The 17,716-nt window shown below is 41.4% G+C and carries 12 protein-coding genes and 1 pseudogene; 10 read left to right on the plus strand and 3 right to left on the minus strand.

Annotation, left to right across the window (positions count from 1 at the left end):
- Positions 1-33: 33 nt before the first annotated feature.
- Together V7K31_RS02235 and V7K31_RS02240 are read left to right on the plus strand one after the other, a co-directional pair.
- Positions 34-1,221, plus strand: coding sequence for a TRC40/GET3/ArsA family transport-energizing ATPase (locus tag V7K31_RS02235; RefSeq protein ID WP_335092331.1), 1,188 nt, complete (start codon positions 34-36; stop codon positions 1,219-1,221).
- A gap of 255 nt (positions 1,222-1,476) precedes the next feature.
- Positions 1,477-4,254 (plus strand): GAF domain-containing protein, encoded by a 2,778-nt coding sequence (locus V7K31_RS02240; RefSeq protein ID WP_335092332.1) that lies wholly within the window; start codon positions 1,477-1,479, stop codon positions 4,252-4,254.
- Between the two features lie 173 nt (positions 4,255-4,427).
- Here the strand turns inward: V7K31_RS02240 and V7K31_RS02245 are convergent, their stop codons facing one another.
- Positions 4,428-6,680 (minus strand): cytochrome-c peroxidase, encoded by a 2,253-nt coding sequence (locus tag V7K31_RS02245; RefSeq protein WP_335092333.1) that lies wholly within the window; start codon positions 6,678-6,680, stop codon positions 4,428-4,430.
- A gap of 399 nt (positions 6,681-7,079) precedes the next feature.
- On the minus strand, positions 7,080-8,243 hold the full coding sequence (gene dnaN / locus V7K31_RS02250) for a DNA polymerase III subunit beta (RefSeq protein WP_335092334.1): 1,164 nt from the start codon (positions 8,241-8,243) through the stop codon (positions 7,080-7,082).
- 478 nt (positions 8,244-8,721) lie between these two features.
- Here dnaN and V7K31_RS02255 point away from each other — a divergent pair, with 478 nt between their 5' ends.
- From V7K31_RS02255 to V7K31_RS02280, 6 genes and pseudogenes are all read left to right on the plus strand, one after another.
- A complete protein-coding gene (locus tag V7K31_RS02255) occupies positions 8,722-9,162 on the plus strand; it encodes a hypothetical protein (protein WP_335092335.1) in 441 nt (146 codons plus the stop codon).
- Positions 9,163-9,360: 198 nt separating this feature from the next.
- Complete coding sequence (locus tag V7K31_RS02260; protein WP_335092336.1) at positions 9,361-9,750, plus strand: sugar ABC transporter permease; 390 nt, start codon at positions 9,361-9,363, stop codon at positions 9,748-9,750.
- Between the two features lie 10 nt (positions 9,751-9,760).
- Complete coding sequence (locus tag V7K31_RS02265) at positions 9,761-11,752, plus strand: caspase, EACC1-associated type (protein ID WP_335092338.1); 1,992 nt, start codon at positions 9,761-9,763, stop codon at positions 11,750-11,752.
- 107 nt (positions 11,753-11,859) lie between these two features.
- On the plus strand, positions 11,860-12,204 hold the full coding sequence (gene avd / locus V7K31_RS02270) for a diversity-generating retroelement protein Avd (protein WP_335092340.1): 345 nt from the start codon (positions 11,860-11,862) through the stop codon (positions 12,202-12,204).
- Positions 12,205-12,448: 244 nt separating this feature from the next.
- On the plus strand, positions 12,449-13,522 hold the full coding sequence (locus V7K31_RS02275; protein WP_335092342.1) for an RNA-directed DNA polymerase: 1,074 nt from the start codon (positions 12,449-12,451) through the stop codon (positions 13,520-13,522).
- 36 nt (positions 13,523-13,558) lie between these two features.
- Positions 13,559-13,771 (plus strand): annotated as a pseudogene (locus tag V7K31_RS02280) (SUMF1/EgtB/PvdO family nonheme iron enzyme); the annotation flags it as partial.
- Positions 13,772-14,232: 461 nt separating this feature from the next.
- Here the strand turns inward: V7K31_RS02280 and dnaA are convergent.
- Positions 14,233-15,615 carry a chromosomal replication initiator protein DnaA gene (dnaA, locus tag V7K31_RS02285; RefSeq protein WP_335092344.1) on the minus strand — a complete coding sequence of 461 codons (1,383 nt, stop codon included), beginning with the start codon at positions 15,613-15,615 and terminating at the stop codon, positions 14,233-14,235.
- A 163-nt stretch (positions 15,616-15,778) separates the two neighbouring features.
- Between dnaA and V7K31_RS02290 the strand changes: the two genes are divergently transcribed.
- A complete protein-coding gene (locus V7K31_RS02290; RefSeq protein ID WP_335092345.1) occupies positions 15,779-17,038 on the plus strand; it encodes an HhoA/HhoB/HtrA family serine endopeptidase in 1,260 nt (419 codons plus the stop codon).
- A 128-nt stretch (positions 17,039-17,166) separates the two neighbouring features.
- Positions 17,167-17,697, plus strand: a complete 531-nt coding sequence (gene def, locus V7K31_RS02295) for a peptide deformylase (RefSeq protein ID WP_335092366.1) — start codon at positions 17,167-17,169, stop codon at positions 17,695-17,697.
- The last annotated feature ends 19 nt before the right edge of the window (positions 17,698-17,716 follow it).

The raw sequence follows: 17,716 nt of genomic DNA on the forward strand, positions 1-17,716 counted from the left end.
ATGTAAAAATCATCAGGCAGGACAGAAGCATTTATGCGTGTAATTTTAATGACCGGGAAAGGCGGAGTTGGCAAAACTTCCGTTGCGGCTGCAACTGGACTTCGTTGTGCGGAACTAGGCTATCAGACATTGGTTTTAAGTACAGATCCCGCTCACTCCCTAGCAGACAGCTTTGACATGGAACTGGGACATGCACCCCAAAAAATTCGCCCAAATCTGTGGGGTGCTGAACTGGATGCGCTGCAAGAACTAGAGGGAAACTGGGGTGCTGTGAAACGTTATATTACCCAAGTTTTACAGGCCAGGGGTTTAGATGGAGTACAGGCGGAAGAATTGGCAATTTTACCAGGAATGGATGAGATTTTTGGCTTAGTAAGGATGAAACGCCATTACGATGAAGGTGAGTTTGATGTCTTAATTATCGACTCAGCCCCGACTGGCACTGCACTGCGCTTGCTGAGTTTACCTGAAGTTGGTGGTTGGTATATGCGCCGTTTTTACAAACCATTTCAAAACATCTCCGTAGCACTTCGCCCTCTGGTTGAACCTTTTTTTAGACCTATTGCCGGTTTTTCGCTACCTGATAAAGAGGTGATGGATGCACCTTATGAGTTTTATGAGCAAATAGAAGCTCTGGAAAAAGTATTAACAGACAATACTCAAACCTCAGTGCGTCTGGTAACAAATCCCGAAAAAATGGTGATTAAAGAGTCTTTGCGTGCCCATGCTTATCTGAGTTTGTATAATGTTGCAACAGATTTAATAGTGGCTAATCGGATTATCCCCAACGAAGTCCAAGATCCATTTTTCCAACGTTGGAAGGAAAGTCAGGAGCAATATCGCCAGGAAATTCATGATAATTTTCACCCTCTACCTGTGAAAGAAGTTCCCTTATTTTCTGAGGAAATGTGCGGATTAGCTGCATTAGAACGCCTGAAGGAAACCCTCTACAAAGATGAAGATCCGACTCAGGTTTATTATAAAGAAACGACTATGAGGATTGTACAAGAGGAGAACCAATACAGCTTAGAACTTTACTTACCTGGGATTCCTAAAAACCAAATTCAACTGAGTAAGAATGGAGATGAATTAAACATTACTATTGGCAACCATCGTCGTAACTTAGTTTTACCGCAAGCCTTAGCAGCACTACAACCAGGAGGGGCAAAGATGGAAGATGACTATCTTAAAATCCGCTTTGGTGACAATATAAGAGTTTAAGTTTGTGGCTAGGGCAATGTTCCAGAAAAACTTAAAACTAAAAAGCAAAAATCCTTTATTTTAGCTAGTACAGACGCAATCTTTTAGCGTCTGTTTTTGTGATGTTTTGGTAAAGCTTGATAAAAGGTAAATAAAGATTTTTACTAATGATTTGCCCGTGTTTTTACTGAAGACAAATTGATTAAAAAACAACCAAAATAGCTTTAGATTTAATTATGTTAGTTTGCAAATTATTAATTTATTTTACTGTAAGCGATGACCTCGAACCCTGAACAAGATTTGTCCTTATGTCGCCATGAAGAAAGTTTACTACGCCGCATAACAAACCGTATCCGACGAAGCTTAGAGTTGGAAGAAATTATCACTGTGACAACGGCAGAGGTGCGATCGCTATTAAAAACTGACCGAGTGATGATTTACAAATTTCATGCCGATGGCAGTGGTGAAGTGATTGCTGAGTCAATTTACGAAAATCGGTTGCCATCGCTATTAGGGCTGAATTTTCCTGCTGAGGATATTCCACTCAGCGCCCGTGAACTATTTATTAAATCACGGGTGCGTTCTGTTGTGAATGTTGATACTCAAGAAATTGGTCAAATTCACCTGCGTGATTTGGATAATGGAGAAACTATATCAGAGGAGATCCGTTACCGCTCTGTAGACTTATGCCATGTTGAATATTTGACGGCAATGGGGGTAAAGTCCTCTGTAATCGCGCCTATTCTCTATCAAAATCAACTCTGGGGACTACTGGTGTCTCATAATTCCCAAGCGCGTTTGATTTCAGAATATGAACTAGAAGCATTACAGATGGTAGTGGATCAACTGTCAATAGCGATCGCTCAAAGTACCCTTCTGACTCAAGTCCGCAAAACAGCCGAACGTGAAGCGATCGTTAACCGCGTTGCTACCCTATTACATTCATTACCGACAATTGTATTACAACCAGCCCTAGAAGCGGTTGTTGCTGCCTTTAATGGTGTTGGTGGCAGGCTTTGCATTAGAAATGCAGCTTTTGATTCCGACAATAGCAACGTCACCAGTTTAACAGAATGCTTAATACCAGGAAATAATTGTCTCAAGCTTTATATCTGTGGACAGCAACCTGTGCTGCCACAACAAACTATATATCCACTGATCGAGCAGTATAGTGTTTGGCAGGAACACTACAAGTCCAGTAACTACGATGTTTGGGCGATTTTAGATATATATAAAACCTCTAGTTTGCGAACTTTGCAAGTTGCTTTTCAACCAACTAAAATTCGCAGTATGTTGATTATCCCACTCCAGTATCGTCAGAAGTTGCTGGGCTACTTAAGTATTTTCCGTGACGAAATAGATACAGAGACTCTCTGGGCGGGGCAGTATGACAGCGATCAAAGGCAACTGTACCCCCGTTTATCCTTTGAGGTTTGGCGCGAATCTAAAAAAGCACAAGCTCAAAAATGGACGGTTGAAGAGATTGAACTGGCTAGAGAACTGGGTAAACACTTTGGTTCAGCAGTTCAGCAGTATGAACTATACCAACAAGTACAAGCCTTCAATGAAAATTTAGAAAAACAAGTTAAAAGACGCACAGTTGAGTTACAACGAACATCTGAACAAGAACAGGCTGTGTTTAAAGTTATTACCGAGATTCGGGAATCTCTTGACACAGCTACTATTTTTCAAACCACTACTAAAGAGGTTTGTCAATTAATCAAAGCCGATCGCGTTTCTGTTTATCGTTTCGATTCTGATTGGGGTGGTCAATTTGTCGGGGATTTCGAGGCTGCTAGTCCACACTGGTCGAATCAGTCCGAACTAGGTATTAATACAATTTGGAATGACACCTATTTACAAGATACAGAGGGAGGACGCTACCGCAACAATGAAACATTTGCAGCCGATGACATCTACAAGATGGGGTTTGCTCAGTGTCATATCGACAATCTAGAGCAGTTTCAAATTTACGCTTTTGTGCTTGCTCCGATTTTTGTTGGACAAAAACTTTGGGGTTTGTTGGCAACTTATCAACACACTGGATCTCGGCAATGGAAAGCCTCTGAAGTTAACTTTCTCAGTCAGATTGCGGGCCAAATGGGGGTTGCAGTCCAACAGGCCCAATTGCATAATCAAACCAAAGAGCAGACAGAAAAACTGGCTGAAGCTTTGCATGATTTAAAGCAAACTCAAACCCAACTAATTCAAACTGAGAAAATGTCCTCACTGGGTCAACTGGTAGCTGGTGTTGCCCACGAAATTAATAACCCGGTGAACTTCATTTATGGCAACATCAATCATGTCAACAATTACGCCGAAGATTTACTGAGTATATTAGACCTCTATTTGCAAAATACCCCCAACCCCAGCCCTGAAATTAGCGATCGCATATTCGACATCGACTTAGAATTTCTCAAAGAAGATTTGCCCAAAACTCTATCTTCCATGAAAGTTGGGGTTGAGCGCATTCGGCAGATTGTCTTGAGTTTACGGAATTTCTCTCGCCTTGACGAAGCGGAAATGAAGCCAGTAGATATTCACCAGGGCATTGATAGCACCTTGTTAATTTTGCAGTATCGCTTGAAAGCAAAACCGAAAAGCCCGGATATTAAATTAGTCAAAGAATACGGCGATCTTCCTTTAGTAGAGTGCTATGCCGGTCCACTCAATCAGGTATTTATGAATGTTTTAAGCAATGCGATCGATGCTCTAGAAGATTACAGCGAATCTCTATCAAAACCTCATAGCAGTCAAATTACCATCAGTACTGCTCTTGGAGAGATGGAAGGCAATGTCAAGAGTGTAGTAATTCGGATTGCAGATAATGGTCCAGGAATACCCGAAGCCCTGAAGGGAAGAATCTGCGACCCATTTTTCACTACTAAGGCAGTGGGAAAAGGCACGGGCTTGGGGTTGTCAATTAGTTATCAGATTGTCGTAGATAAACACGGTGGTGTGTTTAAATCTGATTCAGAGCCAGGTTTAGGTACAGAATTTTGGATTGAAATTCCGATTAAACAAATCACCAAATCGCATCATCAACTTCCCTAAGCTGGGGAGCCACCGCCCTGACTTTTCCCGTTAAGTCTCTCAAGATCGCTGCACCTGGGAGCCCGATTTCAAGATTTTGTATAATTTCCGGTGTTGGGGAGCTAGTGCTGGGTTTCCCCGACCAAAAAATCCCCAACATCGGAAATGTTGTCAGGTTAGCGATTATACGCTATTTACCACTGTCTGGAAGTGGCGAGGAAATTTGGAGTGCCATTACCACCATGACTACCAACAGCAGGAATTTGCAGTAGACTATCTGTGGCTTTGCCAGTACCATCATTAATCACGTATGTAGAATCACCCGGATGTCCATTTGGAACAAACAGTTGTGGGTGATCAAATGGCGCTTTTTCATAGCGGACTCGCTCATCAGTGAGAGATTTCAAGAAGGCTACCAAGTCATTTTTTTCAGCTTCAGTTAATCCCAACACGGCAAGAGCGCTTTGCTGGCGGAAGTCTCCGCCACGATTGTATAATTCTACGACTTGCTGCAAAGTTAAAGAACCACCATTGTGGAAATAAGGGGCAGTCAGTTCGACATTGCGGAGTCCAGGAGTTTTAAAACTACCATCCGCAAGTATTATGTCCTTAGAGCTAACTGTGGTGTTGGATGGGGAACCGAGAAGTTGCTGGAAAGTTCCCAATAGAGCTAGTCTCGTTTCAGAAAGCGGATTCCCAAATGGGTCATTACCTCCAACACCAACATCTTCTAATGTCGGTCTGATGCCGATATTGAAAAAGCCATTGTCAAAGACGAATCTGCTAAAATTAGGGATCTTAAGAATCCCAATCCTTTGTTTCTGCACAGAACTCACAGAAGCACTGCTAAGTTCTGCCCCATTATGACAAACGTTGCATTGAGCTTTACCCTCGAACAGTTGTTTCCCCCGTTGCTGTTGCCCAGTTAGGGCAGTGGTGTTTCCTTCCAAGAAGCGATCAAGTGGGGTATCGTTAGCGATGAGCGTAGATTCGTACATTTGAATTGCTAGCCCAAAAAATAGCGAGAAGTTGTACTCTATTAACCTGTACTCATTGGTTTCCAAAGAGCGATCCGGTTTCTTAACAAAAGTTCTGACACCCTTAGCATCAATTTGAATCAGTTGATTAGACTTCCACCACTCCGGCTTGAAGGCATCTTTAATTAGGCGATCATAGCTTTTATTTCTCAGTCCGGGTTCAGGCCATCTGCTATCTGTACCTAAAACACTGTCCTGTGGATGCACAAGTTGTTTCCCAAGCGGCCTCAGAGGAAATAACTTTTTAGCAAGTTTTCTGGGGAGTTTCTTACCCTTGGCAACGCTGCCGGATTTGTGATCAATGAGTCCGAACTTATCACCTATTTCTTGAAAGGTAAGACCATCAGAAGATTCCTCGAAGGAGCTAAGTGGTGGATCGACTGCTTGAGAAGCTAAAGACGAATTATTGAGACTGATTTTGACAAATTTTAGCTGATTTGGAGTCTGTGCTTTCACGACAGAAGCATGAGAATCTCTCAAACCAAAGGAATTCACTCCATTAAAGATGTTTTGCGCCCTACCGTCCCAAAAGTTGCGGAAGTTAAATACTGCATTAATCGCAGTTGGCGCGTTACGTGGCTCGACGCGACGGACATTTATACCTCCCACGTTAAACACCGGATCTGGTTGAAGCGTTACTTGGTCTTCTGCATTACCAGGTATTACATCAACAAACTTGGTATTGATAACTCCTTGGGAGGAGGCGATATCATTCCGGTCAGACACAACTGTTGTCGGATCATTTCGATTTGACAACTTGTGAAAGGGAAAATCTTCTGGCTTGAGCTGGTAGTTCGCCCCACCGCCGACATTGAAAACCGGATCTGGGTTTTCTGTGCGATCAGCGTTGAGCCGCATAAGACCAGGAGATATCTGATTTTTTGATCTGCTGTCGGCTCCGGCATGGAAATGGCAAGTAGCACAGGAGGTTAGTCCATCGCTACCAACTTGCATATCCCAAAAAAGAGCCTTTCCTAACTTAATGGCGGCTACTTTGTCTTTTACAAAGTCTCCAAGATTATCAGGCTCTGGAACCGAAACAGTCTTGAGAGAAGCTAGAGGTGGCAACGCCGTAACTTGAGCAGATACAGTATTTCCAGCTATTACTGCTGCCACAAGGATCACAGCAATTGTTATAGTTCTTGACAGTTTTGATCCTAGCCCGTTAGGTTTTACATAACCAGATTCCCACTTTTTAGGCTTTGTATCAACTGGAAATTTAGATGATGCTCCACGAGACTCTCGGTCATTAAAAGACCATAATTTGAGATTTTTTAGTAAACTCCGAATTCCCTGCTTGATCTCCACTACCATCGATTTGAGCAAAAATCGACCTTTGCCGGTTAGCAGCAAAAACATTGGAAAGGTAGCAAAAAGCAATCCGAAACTTACTATGCGTAAAATTACCATATTTTCATCTCAAAAAACACTTTGCAGATATTACTACTTATTTAAAGCTTTTTACTTATTATCAGCCGTATAAAATTTGACCATTTTTATTTTATTAAAAATAAATGAAGAGGGGAAAAGGTTAGGTTGTATTCATTAGTGACAAGTTAAAAGCGAGTAAATTTTATCAATACGTCTAAGTATAGAAATATATCTGCATAATAATGATAATCGGAATAGTGGGGAGAGAGGCAAGCGTCGCTTGCCTTCAAATCTTAACCCAAGCGTATTATACATTTCCTAAAATGGCGTAGGCACAATTCATAAATTGTGCCTACCAAGGATTTTGAGCAACGCAGAATTAATTTTGGGAGATGTCTATTGGGTAATAAAGCGTTTGTTGGGTTTATACCATTCTTTTTAACTTCTAAGTTGCACAGGCATAGCTAAATAGGTCATTTTCAAACCACCCAGTGGTGTAAAAATCACTGGAGTCAGGCTTTGATTTAAATGCATTTGAATTTCGGAAGATGGCAATTCTTTCAAGCCTTCCATTAAATATTTTATGTTAAAGGCAATCTCAATATTTTCCCCAGAAATCTGTGCTGGCATTGACTCTCTACCACTTCCCACATCTTGAGCTTCACATGATAAGGTAATTTCTTGGGCTTCACTGTCAATACTGACCTTGACAATATTATTTTTCTGATCGGCTAGTACAGCAATCCGCTCTAAAGTGCTGACAAATTGTCGCCGCTCAATTGTCACTTGTCGCTCAAATTGGCGTGGGATTAATTGTCGATAAGCAGGATATTGCCCTTCCAATGTGCGACTAGTCAAGCGTTGATTTTGCCATGCAAACACAACTTGACCTTGATCGAAATATAAAGCTACAGGTTCATCTGATGAGGCGCTATGAGCTAGCATTCGTTGGAGTTCGCGTAATGCTCTAGCTGGTACTGTCACTTCTAGTTCACTAGTTCCGCCTAAAGGACGCTCGTTGCTAGTTTCTACCACTGCTAGGCGATGTCCATCAGTAGCTGCAAATTCTAGGGTATCTTGTTTAACTGTTAAATGCACACCAGTTAATACTTGCTTGGTTTCATCAGCACTGGTAGCAAATAATGAACCGCGTAAGCCTTCAATTAATGAGGCGGTGGTGAGATAGATTACTTCCGTATTTTCAATTATAGGTAGTTCGGGAAATTCTCCAGGCTCCATTGCTCGTACTTGGTAATGCCCACTCTTGGGTGTGAGTGTGACAATTAAACCTTCTCCACCGGATGTTGCACCTGTGAGGGCTGATTCATCATCTAGAGTGATTTCGCCTTCTGGAAGACGAGAGGTGATGTCTACAAGTAATTTAGCAGGAAGTGCGATCGCGCCTCCTTGCCATACCTCTGCGTTAAAGCTAGTGCGGATTCCCAAGCTGAGATCAAAGGCTGTTAAGCTTACTTGGTTAGTTTCAGCATCCGCTTGTAACAGCACATTGGCAAGTACGGGATGAGTTGGTCGTGAAGGTACAGCACGACTGACGAGTGAGAGGTTTGTACTGAGGTCGCTTTGGGAGCAAACTAATTTCATAAGTCAGATTCAGCTGGTGAAGGATATACTAACACCCTTATTGTTTATAGGCGATCGCTCCTACGCTTCAGACTGTGAAAATTTAAACGTTTGCAGCTAATATTGCTTGATTCATAAGAAACGCTTAAGTATTTGTTGCAAATGTATAAGCAGTTGCCACAAATACTTAATACTTTGCAACAAATGCTATTCTATATATAAGAAACACTTAATTATTTGTTATAAATGTATAAGCAGTTGCCACAAATACTTAATACTTTGCAACAAATGCTCTTCCATATATAAGAAACACTTAAATCATTGCAGCAATTGTTGTAATGAACTTATAAAAGTATTTACTACTTGAAATATTAAAACGTCTAAGTGAAATTAACTAAAATTTTTGAGATGCGATCGCACTGATTTGTTATATTTTCCCATGACATCAAACATATTTTTGTATAAAACAGTACTATTAACTTACTGGCAGAGATGCATTATGGCACGTCGTAAAAGAAATTCCAGCGTTTTAGAACGAGGCGATCGCCGGATTGAAAGTTTACAATCTATCAGCGTAGAACTTGACTTTGGCGAGGGACTGACTATACAAGCTTACAGTACGACAATTAACGATCTACGGTCTAAGCTTGCTGCCTACAACACTGCTTTATCCTCTATTGACAAACTTGCCGACGACGTGAAGAACGCAGAACAGGCTGTAATCACAATGTCAGAAAAAATGTTACTAGGAGTTGGCAGCCGTTACGGTAAAACCAGCCAGGAATACGAAATGGCGGGTGGTATGCGACGAGGTAATACCAAAAAGAAGCGAGGTGCATCAGGCAATTCCAAACTCACTAATCTTTTAGCAATTGATTCTGTTAAGCTTTCTTCTGTAAATGGATCTATGAATGGGGCATCACCTGCGATCGTCAGTTAAAAAGGCGGTTAGAAACCGCATCTACACAGGCAAAACCCACCGACCTGGGTTAAAAGTCTTGATTTTGTATTAGTCCACGGAGGTGGACTTTGTTTGTGTAGCCGCGTTCGCGTCAGCGTGCCGGAAGCTCTATTCCATTCGCCCAAAAAATAGTACAATTTATCATAGATACTGTTAACACCACTGAGACTCTTCATAATGGCAACGACATCTAATATTCAGGTGACTATTTCCCTGTCTGAACAGGGTTTAGACGAAGAGGAGTTGCAAGCAGAAGTAGAAAACTTACTCCCACAGATTAAAGAAGTTGATGGGGTAGAAGATGCAAATTTAGTGGCAGTTACAGAAGCCCCCCAAGGTTCAAAAGCTTTAGGGGGTTTCTTGTTGGCGACATTAAAGGCAGTGGGTAATCCAGCCTTGATAAAGCCTTTGTTTGGGTTTTTGAGTACTAGACTTTCTGGAAAAACCATTGAAATTGAAGTAGAAATCAATGGCAAGAAACTCAAAGTCAAAGCCAGCAATCAAGAAGAGTTTGAATTTGCCAGACGGCAAGCTGAGGATTTTATGAAAAATACCAAAGATATATAAGACAGCAAACATGGCAAGAGTAGCATTACTAATCGGGGTTAGTGAATATGAGCCGGGGTTGAACCCGCTACCTAGTGCTGTCAAAGATATCGAGGCGATTCAGCGAGTGTTAGTAAACCCAGAAATGGGTGGCTTTGCTGCGTCAGATATCACGATGTTGAAAAATCCCCAAAGACAGGAAATAGAAGATGCTATCTACCACCTTTTCAGCAACCGTCAGAAAGATGACTTGCTGCTATTTTACTTTTCTGGGCATGGAATTAAAGATGATAGAGGTAAACTTTATCTATCAACTCGTGCAACCAAAACACAAAATGGCAAGCTGGTAACACCTTCAGCAGTTGCAGCTAGTGTTCTGCACGAGAATATTAACGATAGCCGATCGCAGAGACAAGTTGTAATTCTAGACTGTTGCTTTAGTGGGGCGATCGCTCAAGGCATGACTGTCAAAGATGCTGGTATCATCAATGTGCAAGAGCAACTAGGCGGTAAAGGCAGAGCAATCCTCACTTCTTCCACTTCTACCCAATATTCCTTTGAGCAAGAAGGCTCAGAACTCTCCATCTACACCCGCTATTTGGTAGAGGGTATTGAAACAGGCGCAGCCGATAAAGATACTGATGGCTGGATTTCTATTGATGAACTGCACGAGTACGCTAGCACGAAGGTGCAAGAAGCTGCGCCTGCAATGACTCCCAAATTCTACCCAGTTGAAGAAGGTCATAAGATTCTGTTGGCAAAATCGCCTAAAGATGACCCCATACTGAAGTATCGCAAGGAAGTGGAAAATCGCATCAATCGCGGCAAGTTTACTATACCCGCCCGTCGGATGCTAAATTCGCTACGCCTGCAATTAAAACTTACCTCAGAGATAGCCGATGCGATCGAAGCCGAAGTTAAACAACCTTATCAGGATTATCAGCATAAATTAGAAGAATATGAAGCAACGCTGGTTGCTTCATATGCATCTGAAACAACCCTAAGCGAAAATACATTTAATGACTTGAGAGATTATCAGCAATATTTAGGGCTGAGGGATGAAGATGTAGCTTCAATAGAAGAAGGGATTATTGGTCAGCCAAAACCGACTGTAGTCGTAGAACAAACGCCTGTACCCCCAGAACAAAATCAAAATAACCAGTTTGAGTTTGAGGTGGTGACGGTAAATGCTAAGGGAGAACAAATCAATCGCAGTCGCAAACGAGCCGAGTTTTTCTCAGAAAATTTGGGTAATGGCGTAGTTCTGGAAATGGTTGCAATTTCTGGTGGTAAATTTTTAATGGGTTCCCCAGAGAATGAGCTAGGACGATACGATTCTGAAAGTCCACAGCACACTGTTACCATTCAACCCTTTTTCATGGGTAAATTTCCAGTTAAACAAAGCCAATGGGCTGTTGTAGCGGCGCTGAAAAAGGTAAAGATTGATTTAAATCCCGACTCATCCAACTTCAAAGGCGCTAATCGACCTGTTGAACAAGTGTCTTGGGATGATGCAGTTGAGTTTTGTGCCCGATTGTCTAACAAGACGGGGAAAACCTATCGCTTGCCTAGTGAGGCAGAGTCGGAATATGCCTGTCGTGCGGGAACGACTACCCCATTTTATTTTGGTGAGACGATTACGACTGATTTAGCGAATTATCGCGGGACAGATTGGGATTATCGAGGGACATTGTACCCAGGCAATTATGGTCAAGGCCCCAAAGGTGAATATCGTGAGCAAACAACAGATGTCGGAATATTTTCACCAAACCCCTTTGGTTTATTTGATATGCATGGTAATATATCGGAATGGTGTCAGGATGCTTGGCACGAAAATTATAACGGAGCGCCAACAGACGGCAGCGATTGGATGAGTGATAATGATAATCGGCTGCTGCGCGGTGGTTCGTGGAGCTACGATCCGGGGTACTGCCGCTCGGCCGGTCGCCTCAGGTACGCGCGTGTCGTTAGGTACGACAACGTGGGTTTTCGGGTTGTGGTTGCGGCTCCCCCCAGGACTTAGTATCCCTTTACACTCTTGTCCTTTTGCACTCTTCGCTTTTTTCTTTTCCCTTCTTTTCTTCTTTCTCTCGCGCTCTGCGCGATAAAATTTTTTTAGCTAAATTCTGAATGAGTGATTTACCAATAATACAGAAAACATACGATTTAATCAAGTGGTATGTGCCAATTTTAAATCGTCTGCCTAGAGATCATAAGTTTTTGTTGGGAAATCGGATAATTACAGAATTATATGATGTATTAGATGGTTTAATTGTAGCAAGGTATGCAAAGCAAAAATTAGCCCAGTTAGAAGTATTAAATAGCAAGTTAGATATTTTACGTTATCAAACTCGGTTACTTTTAGAGTTTAGTTTAATTAAAACAGAGCGTTATGAATATGCACAAAAGCTTTTAAATGACATTGGTATAGATTTAGGTGGCTGGATTAAACAACAAAAAATTAAACCAGTCTAATTTATTACTCGCCAGGGCGACTATAAGTTGGGTTGAGGAACGAAACCCAACACCAACAATCCCTAGTTTTGTTGGGTAACGCATTGCCTCAACCCAACCTACAAATATTTTTTTCCGTTCCAATTAACAAAATATTCCACCAATAGAGTGCCTTAGGCTAATACCATAATGCATCACCATAGATCATAAAAACGGTGCGTTAGCCTTTGGCATGACACACCCTACCATAGCTGTAATTAAAACAATGAAACGATATGGAAATCTTTGGAATGAAATTATTGCATTTAGTAATTTACTAAAAGCCGCCCAGCAAGCACAACGGGGTAAGCGTTTTCGAGAAAATGTTTTAGAATTCAACTACAATTTAGAACAAGAATTATTTCACCTGCAAGCAGAATTCCAGTCGAAAACATATCTTCCAGGAGAATACAGGACATTTCAAATTTTTGAACCCAAGCCGCGAATGATTTCAGCCGCTCCCTATCGTGACAGAGTTGTGCATCATGCTCTTTGCAACGTAATTGTTCCCATATTTGAACGCACATTTATTAGTGATTCCTACGCTAACCGTGTCGGTTTTGGTTCTCATCGCGCCTTGCGTCGCTTTACTAAATTTGCCCGTTCGAGCCGCTATGTTTTGCTAGCTGATATTCAGAAGTACTTTCCTAGCATCGACCATGAGATTTTAAAGTCATTTGTGCATCGTAAAATTAAATGTCCTGATACACTCTGGCTAATTAACACCCTTATTGATAGCAGTAATCCCCAAGAACCAGTAATTAATTACTTTCCTGGTGATGATTTGCTCATGCCTCTCGAAAGACGGCATGGCTTGCCAATTGGGAATCTAACCAGTCAATTTTTTGCCAATGTATATCTAAATAGTTTTGATCATTTTGTAAAAGAAAAAATCAAGGCTGCTAAATATATTCGTTATGTTGATGATTTTGCTTTGTTCTCAGATAATAGAGCTTTTTTAGAAAATGCCAGAGTTGAAATAGAGAATTATCTTGCTGGTCTAAGGGTCAAAATACATCCGATAAAAAGCCAATTATTTGAAACAAAATATGGGGCTAATTTTGTCGGGTTTCGCATCTTGTCAGACCGAATTAGAGTCCGCAATGATAATCTGCGTCAGGCACGACAAAGATTGCGGCAGATGTTCTGTGACTATGATGCAGGCAAAATTGGATATCAAGAAGTATCTCAGTCAATACAGAGTTGGGTTGCTCATTTAAAACATGGTGATACATGGCATCTACGGCAGCAAATATTTAGAGCAATAAATCGCTCACTACAAACCTTTCAAAGGTTATGATACAGAATACTACCGTGTTAAAATGAAGATTGGGGTAGGCATTTCCGGCTGCTGCGCGGTGGTTCGTGGAACAACAATCCGAGGAACTGCCGCTCGGCCAATCGCAACAGGAACGCGCGTGACAATAGGAACAACAACGTGGGTTTTCGGGTTGTGGTTGCGGCTCCCCTCAGCACTCTTCTGCTGTCAGAACTGATGAATGGGAATTTATCGGGCGTACCCAAGAAGAGTCCAGACCTACTCCAGTGAGGTTGGTAACAATCTCCGAATATAAAACCGGGTCGGATAGCTTGGTAGGCTGCGAAGCCGAACAGTTATTCGGCTCATCCCATTTATTATTTGATGGGTGAATGAGTTTGTAGTAAGGACTTTAGTCCTTGATTTAAAGGTTAAAGCGCTCACTACAAACTGAGAAAACTTAACTGACTACTAGAAAATTTCACTTCTATTGCAATTATAGTTAGGCAAGTTTACCTTGTGGAAAACTTGTGGAAAAACTCAAGTACTTTTCCACAAGGTAATTATACTTAATTAAGTTTTACAAGAAAATATCAAGTTTTCGACAGATTTTTCCAGAAAAAGTAATGTTTTTTCCCTAATCTAAGTTAAATTTAATCAATTTTTATACATTACTTAATATTTTCGAGTAATTATTTAGCCGTCAATGCTAATTATCAGAGTGCTGGTTGTGGAAAACTTAAAATACATCTTCAGGATGGTTTTTGGGAACGGCTAGTCATGTTGATGCGATCGCTCAGGTGGCGTAGGGTTTGTGCTAAAGTGCGATCGCTCTGGTGAAGTTGGGTAATTTTATCGCAACTGTAGATCACCGTCGTATGGTCTTTACCACCAAACTCTTCTCCAATTCTCGGCAAACTCAGAGACGTATGTTGACGCATGAGATACATTCCTATTTGACGCGCCCAGCTAATCTCTCTTCGTCGTGAGTTACTTTTGAGGTCGTCTATTGAAAGATCGAAATTACCAGCTACAACCTTTAAAATGGCTTCTGGGGTAGCTGCTATTTTTTCGTTAGGAGGTTCTAAAACTGGTGTGATATTTTCCACCGTCATCGGTAAGCCCCAAATGGAAATATAAGCCACTGCCCGAATTAAAGCTCCTTCTAATTCTCTAATATTAGAAGTATAGTTAGAAGCAATATACTCAATTACATCGCGGGGAAGACTAATATTTTCATCCTCGGCTTTTTTCTGCAAAATTGCCATTCTAGTTTCTAAATCCGGCTTTTGAATATCTGCGATTAACCCCATAGAAAACCGAGAACAAAGACGTTCTTGCAAACTAGGAATTTGGTTAGGAGGACGATCAGAAGCAATCACAACTTGTTTACCAGCTTCATGTAAAGTATTAAAAGTATAAAAGAATTCTTCTTGGGTGTATTCCTTCCCTTCCAGAAACTGAATATCATCAACTAATAAAACATCAGCAGCACGGTAATGCTCTCGAAAAGTTTGCATACTATCTTTGCGGATTGCTGTAATTAAATCATTAGTAAACTGCTCAGTTGAAACATAAAATATTTTACAATCAGGACGAATTTCCCAGCGATAATGACCAATAGCTTGCATAAGATGAGTTTTACCTAAACCTACGCCACCGCATAAAAATAAAGGATTAAACTCCCTACCTGGAGATTCTGCAACTGCCAAAGAAGCAGCGTGAGCCATCCGATTGTTAGCACCAACTACAAATCTCGAAAAGACATATTTAGAGTTTAATTGAGTAGTTTTTTGATTGTGATTAGGAATAGCTTCAGAAATACTGCTGGGATTTGGTGATTCCCAAGAAACCTCTCGTTCACTAAAATGAGAAACTTCATCACCTTGAGCAACGGTAATATAAATTCCCACAGGATGACCGAGAATATCTTGTACTACATGAGCAATGGTGTTGATGTAATACTTCTGTAACCAATTACGAGCAAATGGGTTAGGAGTGCGGATTACCAAGCAATTATTTTCTAATCGCTCTGCACTAGCAGTTTTGATCCAAGTTTCAAAGGTGGGGCGAGATAGTTCAAGCTGTAGACGCTCTAGTACCTGACTCCACAGAATTTCTATGGGAATTTCCATTATCCACCACCTTTGCTACTAATCGTCACAATAGAAGAGAAAGCACTAATTTAGCATTGAGACACGCTAGACCTAGAATAAGCTTTAAGTTGTAATGATTTTGGGACATACTCGGTAGGCAAGATCCTAACACCCACTGACTGACACGGAGAAGCAAGGACACATGAAGATCACAAACCATCACTCAGCGCCCAAAAATATTCATACCAGGGGTTTGCCCCACAGATGGGGAGCAAATAATATTCTGGGGATGCTCTCATATGGGATAGCAGTGGTGTTCTTGGGAAGCTGCTCTCTTGTACCAGCCAAGACCTTTCAGACTCAGCCAAGCGATACTCAAGCCCAAAAGACAATAGAACCTAATCCACTAATTGTCGCCCCACCAATTATCTCTTCTGGAGATCCTAATTTTATCGTGAAAGTAGTGCAACAGGTGGGGCCTGCGGTAGTTCGCATTGATTCTTCCCGAACAATTACTTCTCGCGTACCAGACGAATTTAACGAAGATCCATTTTTCCGGCGGTTTTTTGGAGACGGTGCGCCACAAGCTAGACAACGGGTAGAGCGGGGTAGTGGCTCTGGATTTATCATTAATTCTTCAGGTCAAATTGTGACCAATTCTCATGTGGTAGATGGTGCTGATAGAGTGACTGTCACACTCAAAGATGGCCGGACTTTTGATGGTAAAGTGTTGGGTGAAGACCCAGTAACGGATGTGGCGGCGATCAAAATTGATGCTAATAATCTGCCAACTCTATCTGTGGGTAACTCCGATGCTTTGCAACCAGGAGAGGCTGTAATTGCCATTGGTAATCCATTAGGCTTGAATAATACCGTCACTTCTGGGATTATTAGTGCTACAGGTCGTTCTAGTAGCGATATCGGTGCTAGTGACAAGCGGGTTGATTACATCCAAACGGATGCTGCGATTAACCCTGGTAACTCTGGTGGGCCGCTATTAAATACGCGTGGCCAAGTAATTGCGATGAACACAGCGATTATTCAAGGCGCTCAAGGTTTAGGATTTGCTATTCCCATTAATACTGTGCAAAAAATTGCCCAAGAATTAATTGCTACGGGTAAAGTCGATCATCCTTATTTGGGTGTTCAGATGGTGACACTGACACCAGAAATTAAAGAAAGAATAAAAAATAATGCAGGCGATCGCTTAAATCTTAAAGCAGATCAGGGCGTTTTGCTGGTTCAAATTGTACCGCGATCGCCTGCATCTGTAGCTGGACTACGAGTTGGTGATGTGATTAAAAGCATTAATAACCAGCCTGTTACTAAAATTGAACAAGTACAAAAGCTAGTAGAAAACAGCAAAATCGGTACTAAGTTACCATTAGAAGTTGAACGCAATGGGCAAATTGTCCAAGTAAGTGTCCAACCTGCTGCTTTGCCCATGAAACGTGAAGGCTAAAGTTAGGAGTTATGAAGTTAGAAGTTAGGATTAGAGACGCGATTAATCGCGTCTGTACAGGAGTTAGGAGTTATAAAAATTTTCCTACTCCCAATGCCCAATGCCCAATTCCCTAAAGGAGGTTTATGATGACTGAATTAGAGCCAATAATTCAATTAGGCAATCCAACATTGCGCCAAAAAGCTGCTTGGGTAGAGAATATTCAAGATGAGCATATCCAAAAATTAATTGAAGACTTAATCGCCACTGTTGCCAAGGCTAACGGCGTAGGAATTGCTGCGCCTCAAGTAGCACAATCCTATCGTTTATTTATTGTGGCTTCCCATCCTAATGCTAGGTATCCCAACGCCCCGGAAATGGAACCTACTGCCATGATTAATCCCAAAATCATTGCTCATTCAACTGAAGTTGTCAAAGATTGGGAAGGTTGTTTAAGTGTTCCAGGAATTAGGGGGTTAGTTCCTCGGTATAAAGCTATTGAAGTGGAATACACTGACTGTCAAGGCAACTTACAAAAGCAAGAATTAACCGATTTTATCGCTCGGATCTTTCAACACGAATATGATCATCTCGACGGTATTTTATTTGTAGATCGTTTAGAGAACACTCTCGATATGATCACTGAGCAGGAATATCAACAACGAGTAGTTAAAAAATAAATGAGAGTGGGTGGGAAAT

It is taken from the genome of Nostoc sp. (assembly GCF_036917675.1).
Taxonomy (GTDB): Bacteria; Cyanobacteriota; Cyanobacteriia; order Cyanobacteriales; family Nostocaceae; genus Nostoc.

What these genes read in the sequence shown, in the direction of transcription:
- V7K31_RS02235 (WP_335092331.1), top strand. Translation starts at nt 34, where the DNA reads ATGCGTGTAATTTTAATGACCGGGAAAGGCGGAGTTGGCAAAACTTCC.
- V7K31_RS02240 (WP_335092332.1), top strand. Translation starts at nt 1,477, where the DNA reads ATGACCTCGAACCCTGAACAAGATTTGTCCTTATGTCGCCATGAAGAA.
- V7K31_RS02245 (WP_335092333.1), bottom strand. Translation starts at nt 6,680, where the DNA reads ATGGTAATTTTACGCATAGTAAGTTTCGGATTGCTTTTTGCTACCTTT.
- dnaN (WP_335092334.1), bottom strand. Translation starts at nt 8,243, where the DNA reads ATGAAATTAGTTTGCTCCCAAAGCGACCTCAGTACAAACCTCTCACTC.
- V7K31_RS02255 (WP_335092335.1), top strand. Translation starts at nt 8,722, where the DNA reads ATGGCACGTCGTAAAAGAAATTCCAGCGTTTTAGAACGAGGCGATCGC.
- V7K31_RS02260 (WP_335092336.1), top strand. Translation starts at nt 9,361, where the DNA reads ATGGCAACGACATCTAATATTCAGGTGACTATTTCCCTGTCTGAACAG.
- V7K31_RS02265 (WP_335092338.1), top strand. Translation starts at nt 9,761, where the DNA reads ATGGCAAGAGTAGCATTACTAATCGGGGTTAGTGAATATGAGCCGGGG.
- avd (WP_335092340.1), top strand. Translation starts at nt 11,860, where the DNA reads ATGAGTGATTTACCAATAATACAGAAAACATACGATTTAATCAAGTGG.
- V7K31_RS02275 (WP_335092342.1), top strand. Translation starts at nt 12,449, where the DNA reads ATGAAACGATATGGAAATCTTTGGAATGAAATTATTGCATTTAGTAAT.
- dnaA (WP_335092344.1), bottom strand. Translation starts at nt 15,615, where the DNA reads ATGGAAATTCCCATAGAAATTCTGTGGAGTCAGGTACTAGAGCGTCTA.
- V7K31_RS02290 (WP_335092345.1), top strand. Translation starts at nt 15,779, where the DNA reads ATGAAGATCACAAACCATCACTCAGCGCCCAAAAATATTCATACCAGG.
- def (WP_335092366.1), top strand. Translation starts at nt 17,167, where the DNA reads ATGACTGAATTAGAGCCAATAATTCAATTAGGCAATCCAACATTGCGC.